At 45.7% G+C, this 14297-nt stretch carries 15 protein-coding genes; 6 read left to right on the top strand and 9 right to left on the bottom strand.

The genetic code is table 11. The features are described from left to right. Positions 1 to 55 precede the first annotated feature (55 nt). On the top strand, positions 56 to 409 hold the full coding sequence (locus F458_RS0102945) for a hypothetical protein (protein ID WP_018981883.1): 354 nt from the start codon (positions 56 to 58) through the stop codon (positions 407 to 409). Between the two features lie 184 nt (positions 410 to 593). On the opposite strand, the gene F458_RS0102940 is transcribed toward F458_RS0102945, so the two are convergent. Beyond that, positions 594 to 956 carry a hypothetical protein gene (locus tag F458_RS0102940; protein WP_018981882.1) on the bottom strand — a complete coding sequence of 121 codons (363 nt, stop codon included), beginning with the start codon at positions 954 to 956 and terminating at the stop codon, positions 594 to 596. Positions 957 to 1285: 329 nt separating this feature from the next. On the opposite strand from F458_RS0102940, the gene F458_RS0102935 reads away from it, so the two are divergent. Continuing rightward, a complete protein-coding gene (locus F458_RS0102935) occupies positions 1286 to 1720 on the top strand; it encodes a retropepsin-like aspartic protease (protein WP_169334820.1) in 435 nt (144 codons plus the stop codon). 6 nt (positions 1721 to 1726) lie between these two features. On the opposite strand, the gene F458_RS0102930 is transcribed toward F458_RS0102935, so the two are convergent. Then, entirely contained in the window at positions 1727 to 2641 is a 915-nt protein-coding gene (locus F458_RS0102930) for a hypothetical protein (RefSeq protein ID WP_018981880.1), read from the bottom strand. A 267-nt stretch (positions 2642 to 2908) separates the two neighbouring features. On the opposite strand from F458_RS0102930, the gene F458_RS0102920 reads away from it, so the two are divergent. From F458_RS0102920 to F458_RS0102910, 3 genes are read left to right on the top strand one after another with little or no spacing between them, the layout of a single operon-like run. Further along, complete coding sequence (locus tag F458_RS0102920; protein ID WP_169334819.1) at positions 2909 to 4198, top strand: CHASE2 domain-containing protein; 1290 nt, start codon at positions 2909 to 2911, stop codon at positions 4196 to 4198. Then, complete coding sequence (locus F458_RS20010) at positions 4195 to 4584, top strand: hypothetical protein (RefSeq protein ID WP_018981877.1); 390 nt, start codon at positions 4195 to 4197, stop codon at positions 4582 to 4584. The genes F458_RS0102920 and F458_RS20010 overlap by 4 nt, the downstream gene beginning before the upstream one ends. A 3-nt stretch (positions 4585 to 4587) precedes the next feature. Then, the gene (locus tag F458_RS0102910) at positions 4588 to 6183 is read left to right on the top strand and encodes a M48 family metalloprotease (protein ID WP_018981876.1); all 1596 of its coding nucleotides are present in this window, start codon (positions 4588 to 4590) and stop codon (positions 6181 to 6183) included. Between the two features lie 252 nt (positions 6184 to 6435). On the opposite strand, the gene F458_RS21000 is transcribed toward F458_RS0102910, so the two are convergent. The 7 genes from F458_RS21000 to F458_RS0102875 all read right to left on the bottom strand — a co-directional run bounded on the left by F458_RS21000 (position 6436) and on the right by F458_RS0102875 (position 12832). Next, the gene (locus F458_RS21000; protein WP_026294447.1) at positions 6436 to 6732 is read right to left on the bottom strand and encodes a hypothetical protein; all 297 of its coding nucleotides are present in this window, start codon (positions 6730 to 6732) and stop codon (positions 6436 to 6438) included. A 261-nt stretch (positions 6733 to 6993) separates the two neighbouring features. Beyond that, complete coding sequence (locus F458_RS0102900; protein WP_018981874.1) at positions 6994 to 7377, bottom strand: Na+/H+ antiporter subunit G; 384 nt, start codon at positions 7375 to 7377, stop codon at positions 6994 to 6996. A gap of 8 nt (positions 7378 to 7385) precedes the next feature. Continuing rightward, the gene (locus F458_RS0102895; protein ID WP_018981873.1) at positions 7386 to 7655 is read right to left on the bottom strand and encodes a K+/H+ antiporter subunit F; all 270 of its coding nucleotides are present in this window, start codon (positions 7653 to 7655) and stop codon (positions 7386 to 7388) included. Continuing rightward, entirely contained in the window at positions 7649 to 8149 is a 501-nt protein-coding gene (locus tag F458_RS0102890) for a Na+/H+ antiporter subunit E (RefSeq protein ID WP_018981872.1), read from the bottom strand. Before F458_RS0102890 ends, F458_RS0102895 begins: the two co-directional genes overlap by 7 nt. Continuing rightward, on the bottom strand, positions 8146 to 9672 hold the full coding sequence (locus tag F458_RS0102885) for a monovalent cation/H+ antiporter subunit D (RefSeq protein WP_018981871.1): 1527 nt from the start codon (positions 9670 to 9672) through the stop codon (positions 8146 to 8148). Before F458_RS0102885 ends, F458_RS0102890 begins: the two co-directional genes overlap by 4 nt. Continuing rightward, complete coding sequence (locus F458_RS0102880) at positions 9669 to 10037, bottom strand: Na+/H+ antiporter subunit C (protein ID WP_018981870.1); 369 nt, start codon at positions 10035 to 10037, stop codon at positions 9669 to 9671. Before F458_RS0102880 ends, F458_RS0102885 begins: the two co-directional genes overlap by 4 nt. Continuing rightward, positions 10037 to 12832: a monovalent cation/H+ antiporter subunit A gene (locus F458_RS0102875; RefSeq protein WP_018981869.1), complete on the bottom strand. Its 2796-nt coding sequence runs from the start codon at positions 12830 to 12832 to the stop codon at positions 10037 to 10039. The genes F458_RS0102880 and F458_RS0102875 overlap by 1 nt, the downstream gene beginning before the upstream one ends. Before the next feature lie 784 nt (positions 12833 to 13616). On the opposite strand from F458_RS0102875, the gene F458_RS0102870 reads away from it, so the two are divergent. Continuing rightward, complete coding sequence (locus F458_RS0102870; RefSeq protein WP_018981867.1) at positions 13617 to 14297, top strand: hypothetical protein; 681 nt, start codon at positions 13617 to 13619, stop codon at positions 14295 to 14297.

The raw sequence follows: 14297 nt of genomic DNA, 5'->3' as shown, positions 1-14297 counted from the left end.
CTTTAATACCCAGTCGATGGCCTCCGGGCTATGTCGTTGTCGTGAGCCTTGAAGTATGAATAAGACGATAAAAAAACGAGAGAACGCGTTAATTTGTGCATTAACTGAAGCCTGCGAGATGGCAAAGGACTGGAACATTGGCTTTCAGTGGCTTACACACACCGCCAGACACAATGCATTTCCCCACAGTTTGCTGATTTTCTGTGTTTTCAGTTCGGACGCTGAAATGGACAGGGCAACGGAGAGAAGTGATGATGAGATGCTTCGACTTGCCATTCAGAAGCAACTTGCGAAAATTGGTGTGCGGGTGAAAGATATCCGACAACACGTTCGCATTGATAGCGAAGAGAGCTGTTTACGAGAAGATCAGGGAAACTGGCAAAAAAGATTAGCGCGATTAAGCGTTTGAATCTACCTCTTGATTTTGTAAACGGTTAATTAGTTGACCGATAAGTTTTGATATACCAAATAGCGGCAGGAACCTATTCAATTGCACCGGAATATGGTTCACAAAGCGAGGTAGCGTGCTAATTTATAAAAGGCAATACAAACGCTGATCCCAACATATGTCAGAATCAGCTTTTGCAATTGGATTAAAAGCGCTTAAATGGCGGACGACCGGTCCGGGTCGCATCTTCGGCTTGGTTTACCTGCTCAAACTGAGCGACATCGTAAACCGGTAGTGTTTCCACTGTGCGGCGGAATGGCGGCTTGCCACTCATATTAACAGTTCGCACCGACACGTACTTTTGCGGCTGCTTATCGTTCGACAACGCTTCTAGCTTGGCAACATCATGAACTGAAAGCTCTACGACTTCTCTTTTAAACGGCGGTTTGCCAGAAAAATCTGCGAGCTGCACTTTTTGCGTCTCTGCTCCCCCGGTCATACTGGCCATTGCTGGGGTAGCCAAGAGCGTTAAAGGTAGAAGTTTGATTACAGACACTAACGAACGCATAACGTCTCCTCATTCAAAACAATCACTCCACTTATTTATGGCATCGTTTTGCTAAAAATCAACATCCTGTCAGGGGGAATCTCACTGTTTCAGCTTTTTTAATTTGCGAAGTTTGCCTGTTCTTCGGACATGTCTTGTTGAATACATTGCCTTATTGTGGTGCTTACGCCGGTGCGCCTGGTACTTTTTAGTGCAACGAAAATGGGTAAAATAATATAAAGCTTCGGTTTTTCATATGTTTATAAAACTGGTTTTAATTATGCAGAACCCTTGTCAGGTTTTTCCTACACAACATAAAGCATATGATCTCGATTCGACGGCTGCTGATTATGGTCTCACTCCTACCGCTGACTTTCTTTGCCAACAGTGAAGAACACCAGTTTGCCTTACAAAAGCATGGCGGTGGAACTTTATATCTGGATATCATGGTAGGGCAAGCAATCACAGCGTCCTTTTTGGTCGATACGGGGTCAGGTTTAGTCACGTTAAATCAGAGAACGTTTGACCAGTTGCGTCAGCAGGGACGAATACTAAAGCGCGGCTTTATTGCTGCCCGTATGGCGAACGGGTCGATTGAACGTGTTCAGCAGTATCGGTTAGAGTCAATATCCATAGATAATCGGTGCGAGCTTGGTCCGGTTGACGTCGCTGTTATACCCGCTGGTAGCAATATAATAGGTATTAATGCGCTGATGAAAGCTGCACCTATCACCATCACATCAGACGCATTAGGTCTGTCCGGTTGCAACAACCAGAAAACCTGATGGGCACTAATTATTAAAAAGGCACGCACTGTCCTGAAATGCTTGCACCTGTCGAGTGAGCAATTGTTTTTGTTCATCGTTCAAAGCGCTGGTGCGAAGGAGTAATTTACGCTTCGTTATCTCTTTACTGCAAAATTCCTTAATCAACTCAGTAGCTTGTTCGGGCGAAACCTGCTCGTGGTTCTGGATTCGGTGTAAATAGCTCGCGACCTGTTCTTCTGTCGTTAAAAAAGGCGCTACCTGCGAATACAGCCCGGGGTGAGATGCGTATGAGTCATCCAGATGGAGGAAGTGCTCAAAGACGGTGGAATTAGCTAATATGACCGATGCGATGAACACCGAACGCTTTTCCTCCATACCATAGCCGGCATGTAACATGAGTCTATCCAGCGCTTGTGTGTCCTGAAGGTTGGCAATGGGGAGGGCAAACCGATCACCGGGTGTCAGATAAGCACCGGCTTCGATAAATGCCTGCACTTTTTCAGCTGTAAGGTTGTGGTCTAAAGCAAGTGCCATTTCAAGTGCGGTGAACCCATACTTCGGACTACCCAGGACAGAATTGATAGACAGGTAGCCCTGATTGATTAGTGCTAACAGTAATGCAGAAATATCGCCACCGTTTTTCAGATAAGTAAAAATCCGTTTATCTAGCACGTCTTGTGACAAATTTTCTATGTCAGTAAATGGGGTAAGATTGATGGCTGAGTCAGCAAAAAGCAATACGGAGGAGGGGACCTCTGCCTTTGAGGAGGAGGGCGACAGCTTTCCATCAGTCTTTGAGGCTGGATATATTGAAGATTTTTTTGCTACTGGTGCAGTATTTTGTTCTGCTGCATTTTTCGTGTCATTATCAGGTGCGACAAATATCGCGGTGGTGGCCAGTATCATCGCAATAACTGTGATTCCCAGTAGCTTAGACAAAACCCCCTCCGTTAACTTTTTCTGACAATGGCTACATTACCACAATTTATAGAACAACAACCCGAAGGTGCACATTTTATCAAATAGCAGTATTTACGTTTTCAGTCATCCGATGCGCGCATATAAAGCCACAACACCGCAATGTAATCAAAATAGCTGGTAAATATAAACTTGAGGACCTGAGTCAGTTGTATATAATTTAACCAATTGACGTCTTTTACCACTAAGGAAAGTAGTATCAAAACGTTGTTCCTGAAGTTAAAGTTATTGCCATCTTTGTTGCGCGACCGGAATATTTGTCATTGGATAAAGCCGGTAGCGTTACTGTGTGTGTTTGCTTTGGATCCTTTCGGGCTGACCAGTGCCTCAGATAAAGCCTCTACCGACACACTCAACCGCATAGCGTCTCTTTGGTACTCCAACTCTGCACAAAAAGATATCACAATTGTACTTATTGACGATTCCTACCTTAAGGATTTGGCTTCCCACTGGCCTTTGAGTTATACCCAGCAAAGTATTTTATTTCGTCAAATCCTGGTGTATTCGCCGTCTGCGCTGTTTGTGGATCTTATCTATCATCATGACCGCTCCACAGATACTGATAGCCTGGCGCGTTTAAACAGTGTTTTTCAGCGTTTCAGTCAGACCAAAAGTATACCCACCTATCTGCCCAAAGCCTCAACAGAAACTGACTACCTTGCTGCCGGGCAGCTTGACCACACCTATCCTGTTCGTATTGCCTGGGATGGATTTGGCTACCATTATCCGCTGGAAGTAGATGGTACACCAAGTGCAGCGAAAGCCCTGTATCTTCATTATTGTAAATCCCATGCCTGTGCCGACCGGTTATCGGAGAGCTCAGCGCCAATCGCGTTGCAATGGGGTAGCCGTATTGCAGCGATACAGTCGGATATAAGCAGTACGGCCCACTGTGAACCAACGCCGACTCTGGCAGAAGGCGCAGGAAAAATTTTGCTTTCTGAATTATTCTGGAAGTTTGTCCCACGGTGGCGCCAGAACTGTCCTTATCATACTACGGCAAAAGCCTCACAACTTGCAGCGAATGATGCGCAGGCAAAGGCGCTGTTTAATAAAATTATCACTGACAGAATTGTGCTGGTAGGTGCTCTTATACAAGGTGCCCGTGACGAAATCACTTCCCCGGTCCATGGGCAGCTGCCTGGTGTATATCTGCATGCTATGGCACTGGATAATCTTATTACTTATGGTTCGAACTATGTACGGCCAGCACCTGCAATAATACAGAACCTGGATATCGTAGATCTGCTGGACGCAATTTTTTTGCTGTTAGTGGTGATATGGCAGGATAGGCTGCCGGAAAAAGAACAGCCAGAGATAAGAAAAAGGCATCGGCTGTGGGGCGCAATGATTATTTTTCTCATCTTGCTGGCAACCTTTATTACCACCTTTATCTTTCATTTCGAGCCGGTTAACTGGCTTGGCTTACTCATTCTGGTCATTTCAGTGGCGCTGTATCAACTGCACTGGCGTGCCCTGTGTATGTACTTCAAAACTGAAAAAGGAGAAAAAGTATGAAATACGTAACAAAGGCAGCAGTAATAACAGCTTTATTGGCGAACAGTTTTTACAGTTTAGCGGAAGAAACACCCTTAAAAGTATTGAGTTATCACGTCGATCCCGTCTCCATCCTTGATGAAAATGCAACGTTTTTACGAACCGTTGCTGCTGACACTTTACCGACTCCAACTGTTGAGGTGCTGGATACAAAACCATCGCTGGATCTTGTAAAGATTGTTGATAAGCAGGGTAATGAGGTGTGGTTGGACACTTACGAGCTAAAACTGAACAAAGGCAAAGTTGTCAACCTCGACTGCCATAAACTTGTAGAAGCGGCGCCTGACGATCGAAAGGAAGCAGGTACGATGGGTTATGGCGGTCGCTGCAATCAAGAGGGGGAATAGGCTATGAAAAGGGTAAAAACTTTAACGTTGATACTGCTTTTGCTTATTACAGGTGGCTGCAAATCAACATTTGAAGGTGCGGTTAAAGCGTTTGATAATTTGACCGGTGGAACGCCCCATAAGAGCTTTGAAGGCACATATCTGTCGCAAAGCACACTGGACGAGTATAAAAGCCGAGATGATGACTTAAGTGGAACCGGCCAGGTGATCAGTTACTCGGGCCTGTCAATTCCCGCTGATAAGCTTCGCCAGTCCCACGTCGTTGATGCACCGGTTATAACTGCATACTTACAGCGTATTCTCGATGAATTGATCAGACACTGGGATGGGACGCCGGTAAGAACGCAGGTCCAGATAATCGATAGCCAGCATTTTGCGCCATACGCGGACCCTTACGGAATGATAAGTGTTCCGCTGGGTATGCTTAACAACGTGGAGACAGAACATGAAATAGCGCAGTTGTTATCCCATGAGTTAAGTCATTTGCTGCTTCGTCATCATCAGCGTTTCAATACGATGGAGGCCAATAAAGCCAACGTAAACACTGTGGCAGAGATGTTTAAATTCGCCAATATTGTCAAAGACACCAAGGTAGAAAAAAGTGATAGTGTTCTACCTGATTTTAGATACGAACCCAGCAGGCAGGGTGAAAGCAACATCGAAAAAGCGATGCGTTACAATGGTATTATCGCCAGTCTATCCGATAATGTCTGGAATACAGCCTGGAAACGCACCCAGGAGGACGAAGCTGACCTGCTTGGTATGGATTTAGCCGTGGCCGCAGGCTATGCGCCTCGTGCAGCAAGCTTCACATTGCAGCGCTTAAGAGATTTTCAGGGAAAACAGCAAGGTTTGTTGTCTCAGTTCCTTGCGCAGGAGAAACTCGCATTGCAACAATCCTTAGCAGAATTCAATGTAGCAGAGCTAAATGAACAGGCTAATAGTTTTTTAGACAGAGGGGCGCAAGCACTTACCGGCACTATGTTGAATTATTTCGAGCGCACTCATATGTCGACTGATGATCGCGAAGAAAACCTGCGAGATTATGTACGACGGGAATATCAACATGTTGAACGGCAACGTACCAAGCCACTGGGGTTAACTGAATTGTTCCAGAATGCCAGTGTGCGAAATACATTAATCGGTTATCAACGCGCGTTTGCCGCTGCATCTGCACTTGCCCGTAATGACGTGAAAGAAGCGGAGCGTTTGGCGATTAGTGCGATAAATGATGAAACGCGATACCATCCCGGTATCCGCGAAGTGTTATACAATATTCGCATGGCGCAGGGAAATCAAAAACGGGCCTGGGAAAACATCAACCTGGTAAAAGACTGGCAACATGCTTCTCCGAACTTTTTAAAAACCAAAGTAGATATGGAACTAACAAACCGGAATTATCAGGAGGCTTTGGCCGCTATCCAGTTAGCTGAAAGTAGTTTTGGGAACGAGTCGTTGCTAATCATCCAAAAAGCAATAACGCTGGCCAGCCTGGATCGCAAAACTGAAGCATTAACTACTTTGCGAAAATGTCTATCGTATGCCGAAGTAGCAGATACCTGTAAGGTGCTTATAGATAAATACGAGCGCGTTAGCTAGCCTATAGACTGGATTAGAAAATGCTAAATGGGAAGTACGGTCTGCCTACCCAATAGGATAAGCAATAGTGTTTATCAGCCCAGCCAGTGCATATCAATGTCCGCAAGCATTGGTGGGCGCTGGCTGGCTTCTGAATATTTTGCAGGGTAGATAGATACGCTTAAAACCGTATTCGATATTAGATTATGACGGCCGGTCTTAACTGCGTTGTTGTTGCTGTATTTTCTGTCTAGCCAGCTTCGACAGCTATTTTTAAATATACATCGCCACTGACAGTAATTTTCGCTTACCTTTTTCAATTTTACTCACACTATGAAGGTACTTGTCAGGTCTGAAAAAAAAGATACGGTCGAAAAGGCTGAAAATTACTTTTTCACATGAAAAGTTGCCACCTTTAGTTGGTTTAATGAGTACCATATTGAACTTAAAGTAACGACCGCTTCCCATAGGATCGTTATGCTGTAAAACACGGTGTCCTTCGTGGTAGGTCACGATATTTACCGACAGTCGTCGAGAACGTAGTAATGTGGTGTTAAAAACTTTTGTCATAATTAACTATAGCTAAGGGCGATATCTGAGAAAAATTATCCGGTTAATCAGCCGCAGACACCATAGTTTATTCAGGTTGTTTTACGCATAGATATGGCTATGAGTTATAGGTTTTACTGCGTAAATGGAGTTCGTGGGTCGGGGCAACATATTGCTATTTCAGTAATAGTGGCAACGGGGTATTGCTATTTCAGTAATAGTGGCAACGGGGTATTGCTATGAAGGCTTTTCATCATCCCTACCAGAATAGAACGGGTGATGTTAGCTACTTCCAGCATCGTTGTCGCTGACGGGTGGACGTTGTTCTCTGGCTGTGGTGACCATGTGGCTGTTTCTCGTCGCTTCCATCGTTTTTACTTTATGATGCATAGCAGCTTTGGCAAGAATATGCGCGGTTACGGGTGCGGTGATAACCAAAAATAACGTAATCAGAAGCTCATGAATACTCAGATAGCCGTTATGATGAGACATATAGATCATCGAGCTTAACAGAATCCCTCCCAGTCCCACAGTGGTAGCTTTAGTGGGGCCGTGAAGTCGACAATAAACGTCTTTTAGACGAAACAGACCAATTGAACCCACCAGCACAAACGTACCGCCGATGATTAGTAAGATGGAAACAATGACCTCAACCCAAAAACTCATAATTTGTCCTATTCGATAATATCGCCGCGAAGAATATATTTGCCAAATGCAACGCTGCTTACAAAGCCTAACATTGCGATAAGCAAAGCGGCCTCAAAGTATAATGAGGTTTTGTTGTACATGCCAAACAGCATTATTAACGCGATGCTATTAATATACATAGTATCCAGCGCCACTATGCGATCGACCAAATCCGGCCCCACCAGCAATCGCCAAAGATTCAGAATAAGTGCGATAGAAATCATAATGCCAACACAAATCACAGCGGTTTCTAGCATTGAAAAATCTCCTTGATAGCTGACTCATATCTGTTTTTTATCAACGATATAACTTCTTCTTCGTTGTCAGGCATGTTAAGCACATGGACATAAAGCCAGTTTTTATCTTTCGAAAGTTCAGCGCTTAATGTTCCTGGCGTCATCGTAACGGTACTGGCAAGTATGGTAATAAGAAGGGTTTCTTCAAGATCTATAGGTATTGCCACGAAACCGGGTTTGATGCGCCGCATAGGCCCAACCACCAGGATAGCAACCTGTACATTAGCTACAACAATATCACCTAACACCATGAAGACATACCGAACCGCGCGCAATGGCCGTTTAAGTTTTGGCTGAGGGACCTGTAAAGGCGCGCAAAGAAGCGGAATAATAACTGCCAGCACCGAGCCTAAAATGATGTGACCAAGACTGAAACTCACATTTAACATCAACCACACAATGAGCAATAAAAAGCTATGAGCAGGCATCGGCAACAGTCGTGTAATAATACTCACTGTTGTACTCCTTTAAGTTGCATAACGCTAACCGCAGCGCTCAAATCATGAAGCTGCTGTGCTGCGTGGCCGGTATATTTAATAACCGGCGCGCCGTATATGACAATTAACGGAGAAGCAATCAGTAATAAAGAAACACCACCAATCTGCCAGTATGACACCGCTGTTTTATCCGCTTTGTCACGGTCGCCGGCGTGTCGCCAAAACAGCGTTGTACCTGCCCTTGATAGTGCGATGATAGTAAGAAGGCTGGAAATAAGAACAATTGACCAGACCCATACTTTGTCGGAATCGCTAAAAGCTGATTGCAGAATAATTAATTTACCAATAAATCCTGAAAACGGAGGTAAACCTGCTATTGCCATTGCTGCCACAAAAAACATCAGGCCGAGCAGTGCAGGTTGCTGTACTTTTCTGGCGATAACAAAGCGGTCAACGGCCTTACCTCGCTGTTGTCCAATCATATCGGCTATCATAAATAAGGCCGCTGATATAAGGGTGCTATGGATCAGATAGTAAAAACCTGCGGCGGTTGCCTCAGGTGTTCGAATAGCAAACGCCATCAGCAATGTGCCCACCGAAATAATCACGAGGTTACCGGTTAAGTTTCTGAGATCCGGGCTGGCTAATACACCCACGGTACCTATGATGACGGTTAAAATAGCCAGAGGCCATATCCAGGGCTGGATCATGCCACTTAGCTGTCCGGCCTGCTCACCAAAAATCACTGTGTAGACCCTGAAAATGCCATAAACACCAACTTTGGTCATGATGGCAAATAAAGCCGCGACGGGCGCGCTGGCCGCAGCATAAGTTCGCGGCAGCCAGAAATGTAATGGCAAAATGGCAGCTTTCAACCCAAAAACAACCAGTAGCAACATACCGCCAGCTTCAGCTATTACCTGTTCCCGCGCAGAGAGTGTACTTATTTTCAACGACATATCGGCAATATTGAGCGTACCTGTGGTGCCATACAAAGTGCCTAGCGCAAACAGGAACAGAGAGGAACCCACCAGATTCAATATTACATAATGTACATTTGCCAGTGTCCGCTGCTTGCCGCCGCCGTGAATAAGCAGGGCGTAGGAGGCGATTAAAAGGACTTCAAAAAACACAAACAAATTGAATAAATCATGAGTGAGAAACGCCCCGGTAATGCCCATGATTTGAAATTGCATAATAGGATGGAAATACCGCCCCTCGCGATCGGTGCCGGCAAAAGCGTAAAGGGTTGATGCAAGGCCCAGAAAGCCGGTTAATAAAACCAGCATGACGGCTAATGGATCAGCAAACATGATGATGCCAAATGGTGCCTGCCAGTTTCCGATTGCGTACATCATTGAGCCATTTTCACTGACTGAATTCATAAGAAAAATGGTTGCAACAATATGGAGCACACACAGCAACGTCGTACCGATTCGTCGATTGACGTACCGTTCAACACCGGCAAAGGGTGGCAATAGCATCAGCAGTCCACCAAACAGCGGAATCAGAATAGGCAGAATAGGAAGGTGGTCCATCATTTTTTACTGCTCCAGCGGGATGGGCTATTCATTGATGAATCAGGGGGCTCTTTACCATCGACATAGTCATTACCAAGATCAGCTCTTGCTCGCATTGATAAAATAACGATGAACGCTATCATCGCAAAACCAATTACGATAGCGGTTAACACCAGGGCCTGAGGGAGGGGATCGGCGTAGATTTCAGATTTTCCAAGAATAGCAGCGCCGTCTAAGTTCAGGCGGCCACTGGAAAAAAGAAACAGATTTACCGCGTAGCCCAGCATCATCAACCCCAGAACCACCGGGAATGTGCGCCCGCGCAGACATAGAAATACGCCACTGAAGGTCATCACACCCACGCAAAGAACATACAGAGTCTCCATTATTCTTCCTCCACCGTTGGGCGATGCTCGGTTGTTAACTTACCCAGATTTGCCAAAATTAATAAGGTTGCTCCTACCACCGTAAGATATACCCCGAGGTCGAAGATAATCGCACTGGCAAGCTCTATCTTGCCAATCCAGGGAATATCAAAATAATCAAACCAGGAGGTCAGAAACGGCCGGTCAAAAAGCCAGCTACCCACACCTGTTAGCGCAGCCAGTAACACTCCCCATGCAATTAGGTTCTGATAATTCAGCTTTATACGGGGCTTGATCCAGTCCACTCCGTGGGCTATGTACTGTTGAATAATTGCCACAGATGTCACCAGTCCGGCAATAAATCCCCCCCCGGGCAGATTATGCCCGCGAATGAAAATATAAGCAGAAACCAGCAATGCAAGCGGCAATAAGCTTTGTGAAATCATAACGAGAATCGGCGGATGCACATCTTTTGACCAGGCAATCCCTTTATCATTGGCCGTTGGCATTGATAGACGAATTCTTGTTAGTAATTTGAAAATACCCAGTGCAGCTATTCCCAGTACCGTAATCTCACCAAGCGTGTCGAAACCACGAAAATCAACCAGAATAACGTTAACCACATTGGTACCGCCACCGCCGGTTTTACTGTTGGCTATGAAGAAGTCTGAAATACTGTCAAATGGCCGGGTAATAATGGCGTAGTTAATGGTTGCCACAATACCGCCGAGAATCGCTGCAATCCCCAGATCTCTGACTATCCGTTTGGGCGCTGAATCAGCGGGCGTTTTCTGAGGTAAAAAGAACAGCGCCAGCATCAAAAGAATCACGGTCACAATCTCAACCGCTAGCTGAGTCAGTGCCAAGTCAGGCGCGGAAAAACGGGCAAATGTAATAGACACAATCAACCCAACCACGGAGATAGCAATCAGCGCGATCATACGTTGTTTATGGAGTATGGCGGTGGCAACTGCACTAATGCAAAGCAACATTGCAAGCGTGATTTCGATACCATTGACCGCCTGGTCGGTGAGATTTCCCGCGGCGCTGTCTAATTGTATGATCGGAATAGCGGTCATAACGATGACCAAAATAAGCAGCAAAGCTATATAACGCTGCAATGACCCATTACTAAGGGTATTATGCAAGCGGCTGACCTGTTGGATCCCTCCCTGCATGATGCCTTCGAATACTAGCTTTGCGTCTGTCTCTCTAAACTGTGACTGGAAACGGTAAAGAGGGTGGCGGTAAGCGTAAACCAGCAGGCCACCGAAAATAGCAATAACACTCATCAGTAAGGGTAAATTCAAACCATGCCAGATTGATAAACTGTACTCAGGCAGGGGGCCGTCGGGAAGAAGCGCAGTGGCGGAAATAGCGAGCAAATCGCCAATCATAAAGTCAGGAACAATACCCACTAACAAACAGATTACCACTAATATTTCTACCGGGAATTTCATGTAACGAGGCGGTTCCGCGGGGGTTTTTGGTAACCCCTCCGGCTCTTTGTTGAAAAAAACGTCGTGAATAAATCGCATTGAATACGCGACAGATAAGATTCCCCCCAATGTCGCCAGTACAGGGATCATCCAGGATAAAGAGCCAAGCGCGACCTGATCCAGTGTCTCTGCAAAAAACATTTCTTTAGATAGAAAACCGTTGAATAAAGGAATACCCGCCATGGATGCCGCCGAAACAGTAGCCAGCGTTGCTGTATGCGGCATATATTTCCACAAGCCATTAAGTCTGCGCATATCCCGGGTGCCGGTCTCGTGATCAATGATACCGGCTGCCATAAAGAGTGAGGCTTTAAATACAGCGTGATTCATTATATGAAACAGGGCGGCAATGGCTGCTAATTGTGTATTTATCCCCAGCAGTAACGTAATCAGCCCCAGGTGACTGATGGTCGAATAAGCAAGCAACCCTTTCAAATCATGCTGAAATAGCGCGAGATAAGCGCCGATAAGAAACGTAGCCAGCCCGGTCATACTGACGACAAAAAACCACAAATCGGTGCCCGCCAGTACCGGGTAAAAAAGGGCTAATAAAAATATACCGGCTTTAACCATGGTCGCAGAGTGCAGATAAGCACTCACCGGCGTTGGCGCTGCCATAGCGTGGGGCAGCCAGAAGTGAAAAGGAAACTGCGCAGATTTTGTAAAGGCGCCAGCCAGCACCAGCAGCAGTGCAACCGGATAGAGCGCGTGGTCTCTAATAGTGTCACCGCTATTTAACACAACACTGAGATCATAACTGCCGACTATATCCCCAATCAGTAAAAAACCGGCCAGCAATGCCAGCCCACCGGCACCAGTGACAGTCAGTGCCATGCGAGCGCCTTTGCGCGATTCCGATTTCGATGACCAAAAACTAATCAGCAGGAACGAGCTTATACTGGTTATTTCCCACGCCATCCAGAGCTGCAAGAGATTGTTGGCAAGCACGATTGATAGCATCGCTGTCATAAATAAAATCAGATAGGCGTAAAAACGTCCGATGGCTTCTTCTTCTGACAGGTAGTAGCTGGCATAAAATATTATGAGCAGGCCAATTCCCAGAATGAGCAATGCAAATAGCAAAGCCAGACCATCGACTCTCAGAGAAAGGATTAAACCCGCGGATGGTATCCAGGATAAATATTCGGTGATGACATTCCCGGCAAAAACCTCAGGAACAATAGATAGAATTTTAGCTAATGCTAACCCCGGCAAAGCCATGGTCGCCACCGTACACACATTTCTGCCGAACCGCTCACAGATGATTGGTACAAGAACGCCCAAAACTAATAAAACCGGAATCCAAAATAAGCTCATTGGGTTTAACATTCCTCACTAATTCTAATTATTGTGGCTAGTTGAGTTCAGTGACTACGGTAGCTTTGACTTCATTATATAAACTGGCTTATCCGGCCGCGCTAACGGTGATGCGCAAAAGCGTTATCAAAACAACAACCTATTGTACGCACATTTGGTTTATATTGGATTAAAGCAATCACATAGAGATGCAAAGATTCATAAAAGCTAACGCTGGCTGAATATTATAAAAAAGGCGGGCTGATGAATCGAGACCTGAAACAATACCTTCTTAGACCCGGCGATAGATCATAAAGATCGCCTGTCACCTTTGCAAGCAGGCCCGACAGTGCCGCAGAATAATCTACCAGGCAGACGGAATCATAGCATAAAAACGCCGGAACAAACCTGATACTGGTGGTTATCTGACTGTCGAATAGTGACTCCCCTTGGTCTGGCTAACCGGATCATCAAAATTAGCGTTAATCCGCAATATGACATTCTATGCGCGTGGTTCTTTAGCCTGATCATGGCAATTACATGCCGGCAGAATGCACGTTACTTAGCCTTTAGCTATATTTAACATACAAATCAGTGTTACCAGCCGTCGTACAAGCAGCGTTCGAAGAGAAAATTCTTATGAAAAAAGCGAAGAGGCAACCTGCCAAACTCAACGTTAATAGCACAGTGTTGATCTGTCTGGCTGCCAGCGCCCTGTTACTGTTTCTTGTGGTGGTGATAATGCGTTTTTAATGGTCTGGCCGGTCAATAAAAAATCTGATCACAACAACGAGGATTAACGCTGATGTTCCCCTATCGAATAGCACAGCTGTGTGTTTTTCTTCCGCTGGTTACTGTCCACATCACTTTGACTATTGGCATAGCGATGGGAAATCTTACAGCGTGCAACCCTTATTGGTCGGACTGCCATTCCATCAGTGCCACGGGCCGGCAGTATCCTGAATTTTTTATCTTTAAAGCACTGCTTATCCCCACTGCGGTTTTTATGTCTGCGTACTGGCTCTTGTTACATCACTGGTTACGCCAGATGTCAGTGGCTCAGGGTAAATCAATGATGGTCAGCGGGATGGGGATAATAGCCAGCCTGGCATTGGTCCTCTATACGGTAACTTTGGGCGCAGAAGGAGAGCCGTACGCCCTGGCCAGACGCATTGGCGTGATCTTTTACTTTGCGCTAACCGCGTTTGCTCACCTGATGCTATTAAGGAGTCTGGACTATCTCGATACGCAAAAACTACACATTGTAGCAGCACAAAATCGACTAACGATGATTGCGCTGGTGCTGATTATTACTGCCATCGTCAGCGCAGCGTTAGGTTATTTTTTTGAGGAATTCTGGACCAGATGGGAGAATGCTTACGAGTGGTGGTTCTCACTGCTAATGATTAGCATGTTTTACCAGGTAGGGCTGATGTGGCGCCAGACGCGGTATAAAGGCGCGTTTACGATAGATGTGGAAGACTGA

Origin of the sequence: Salinimonas chungwhensis DSM 16280 (assembly GCF_000378185.1) — a bacterium.
Classification (GTDB): domain Bacteria; phylum Pseudomonadota; class Gammaproteobacteria; order Enterobacterales; family Alteromonadaceae; genus Alteromonas; species Alteromonas chungwhensis.
The sequence above is the reverse complement of the archived record's forward strand: the minus strand, read 5'-3'. Positions and strand labels throughout refer to the sequence as shown.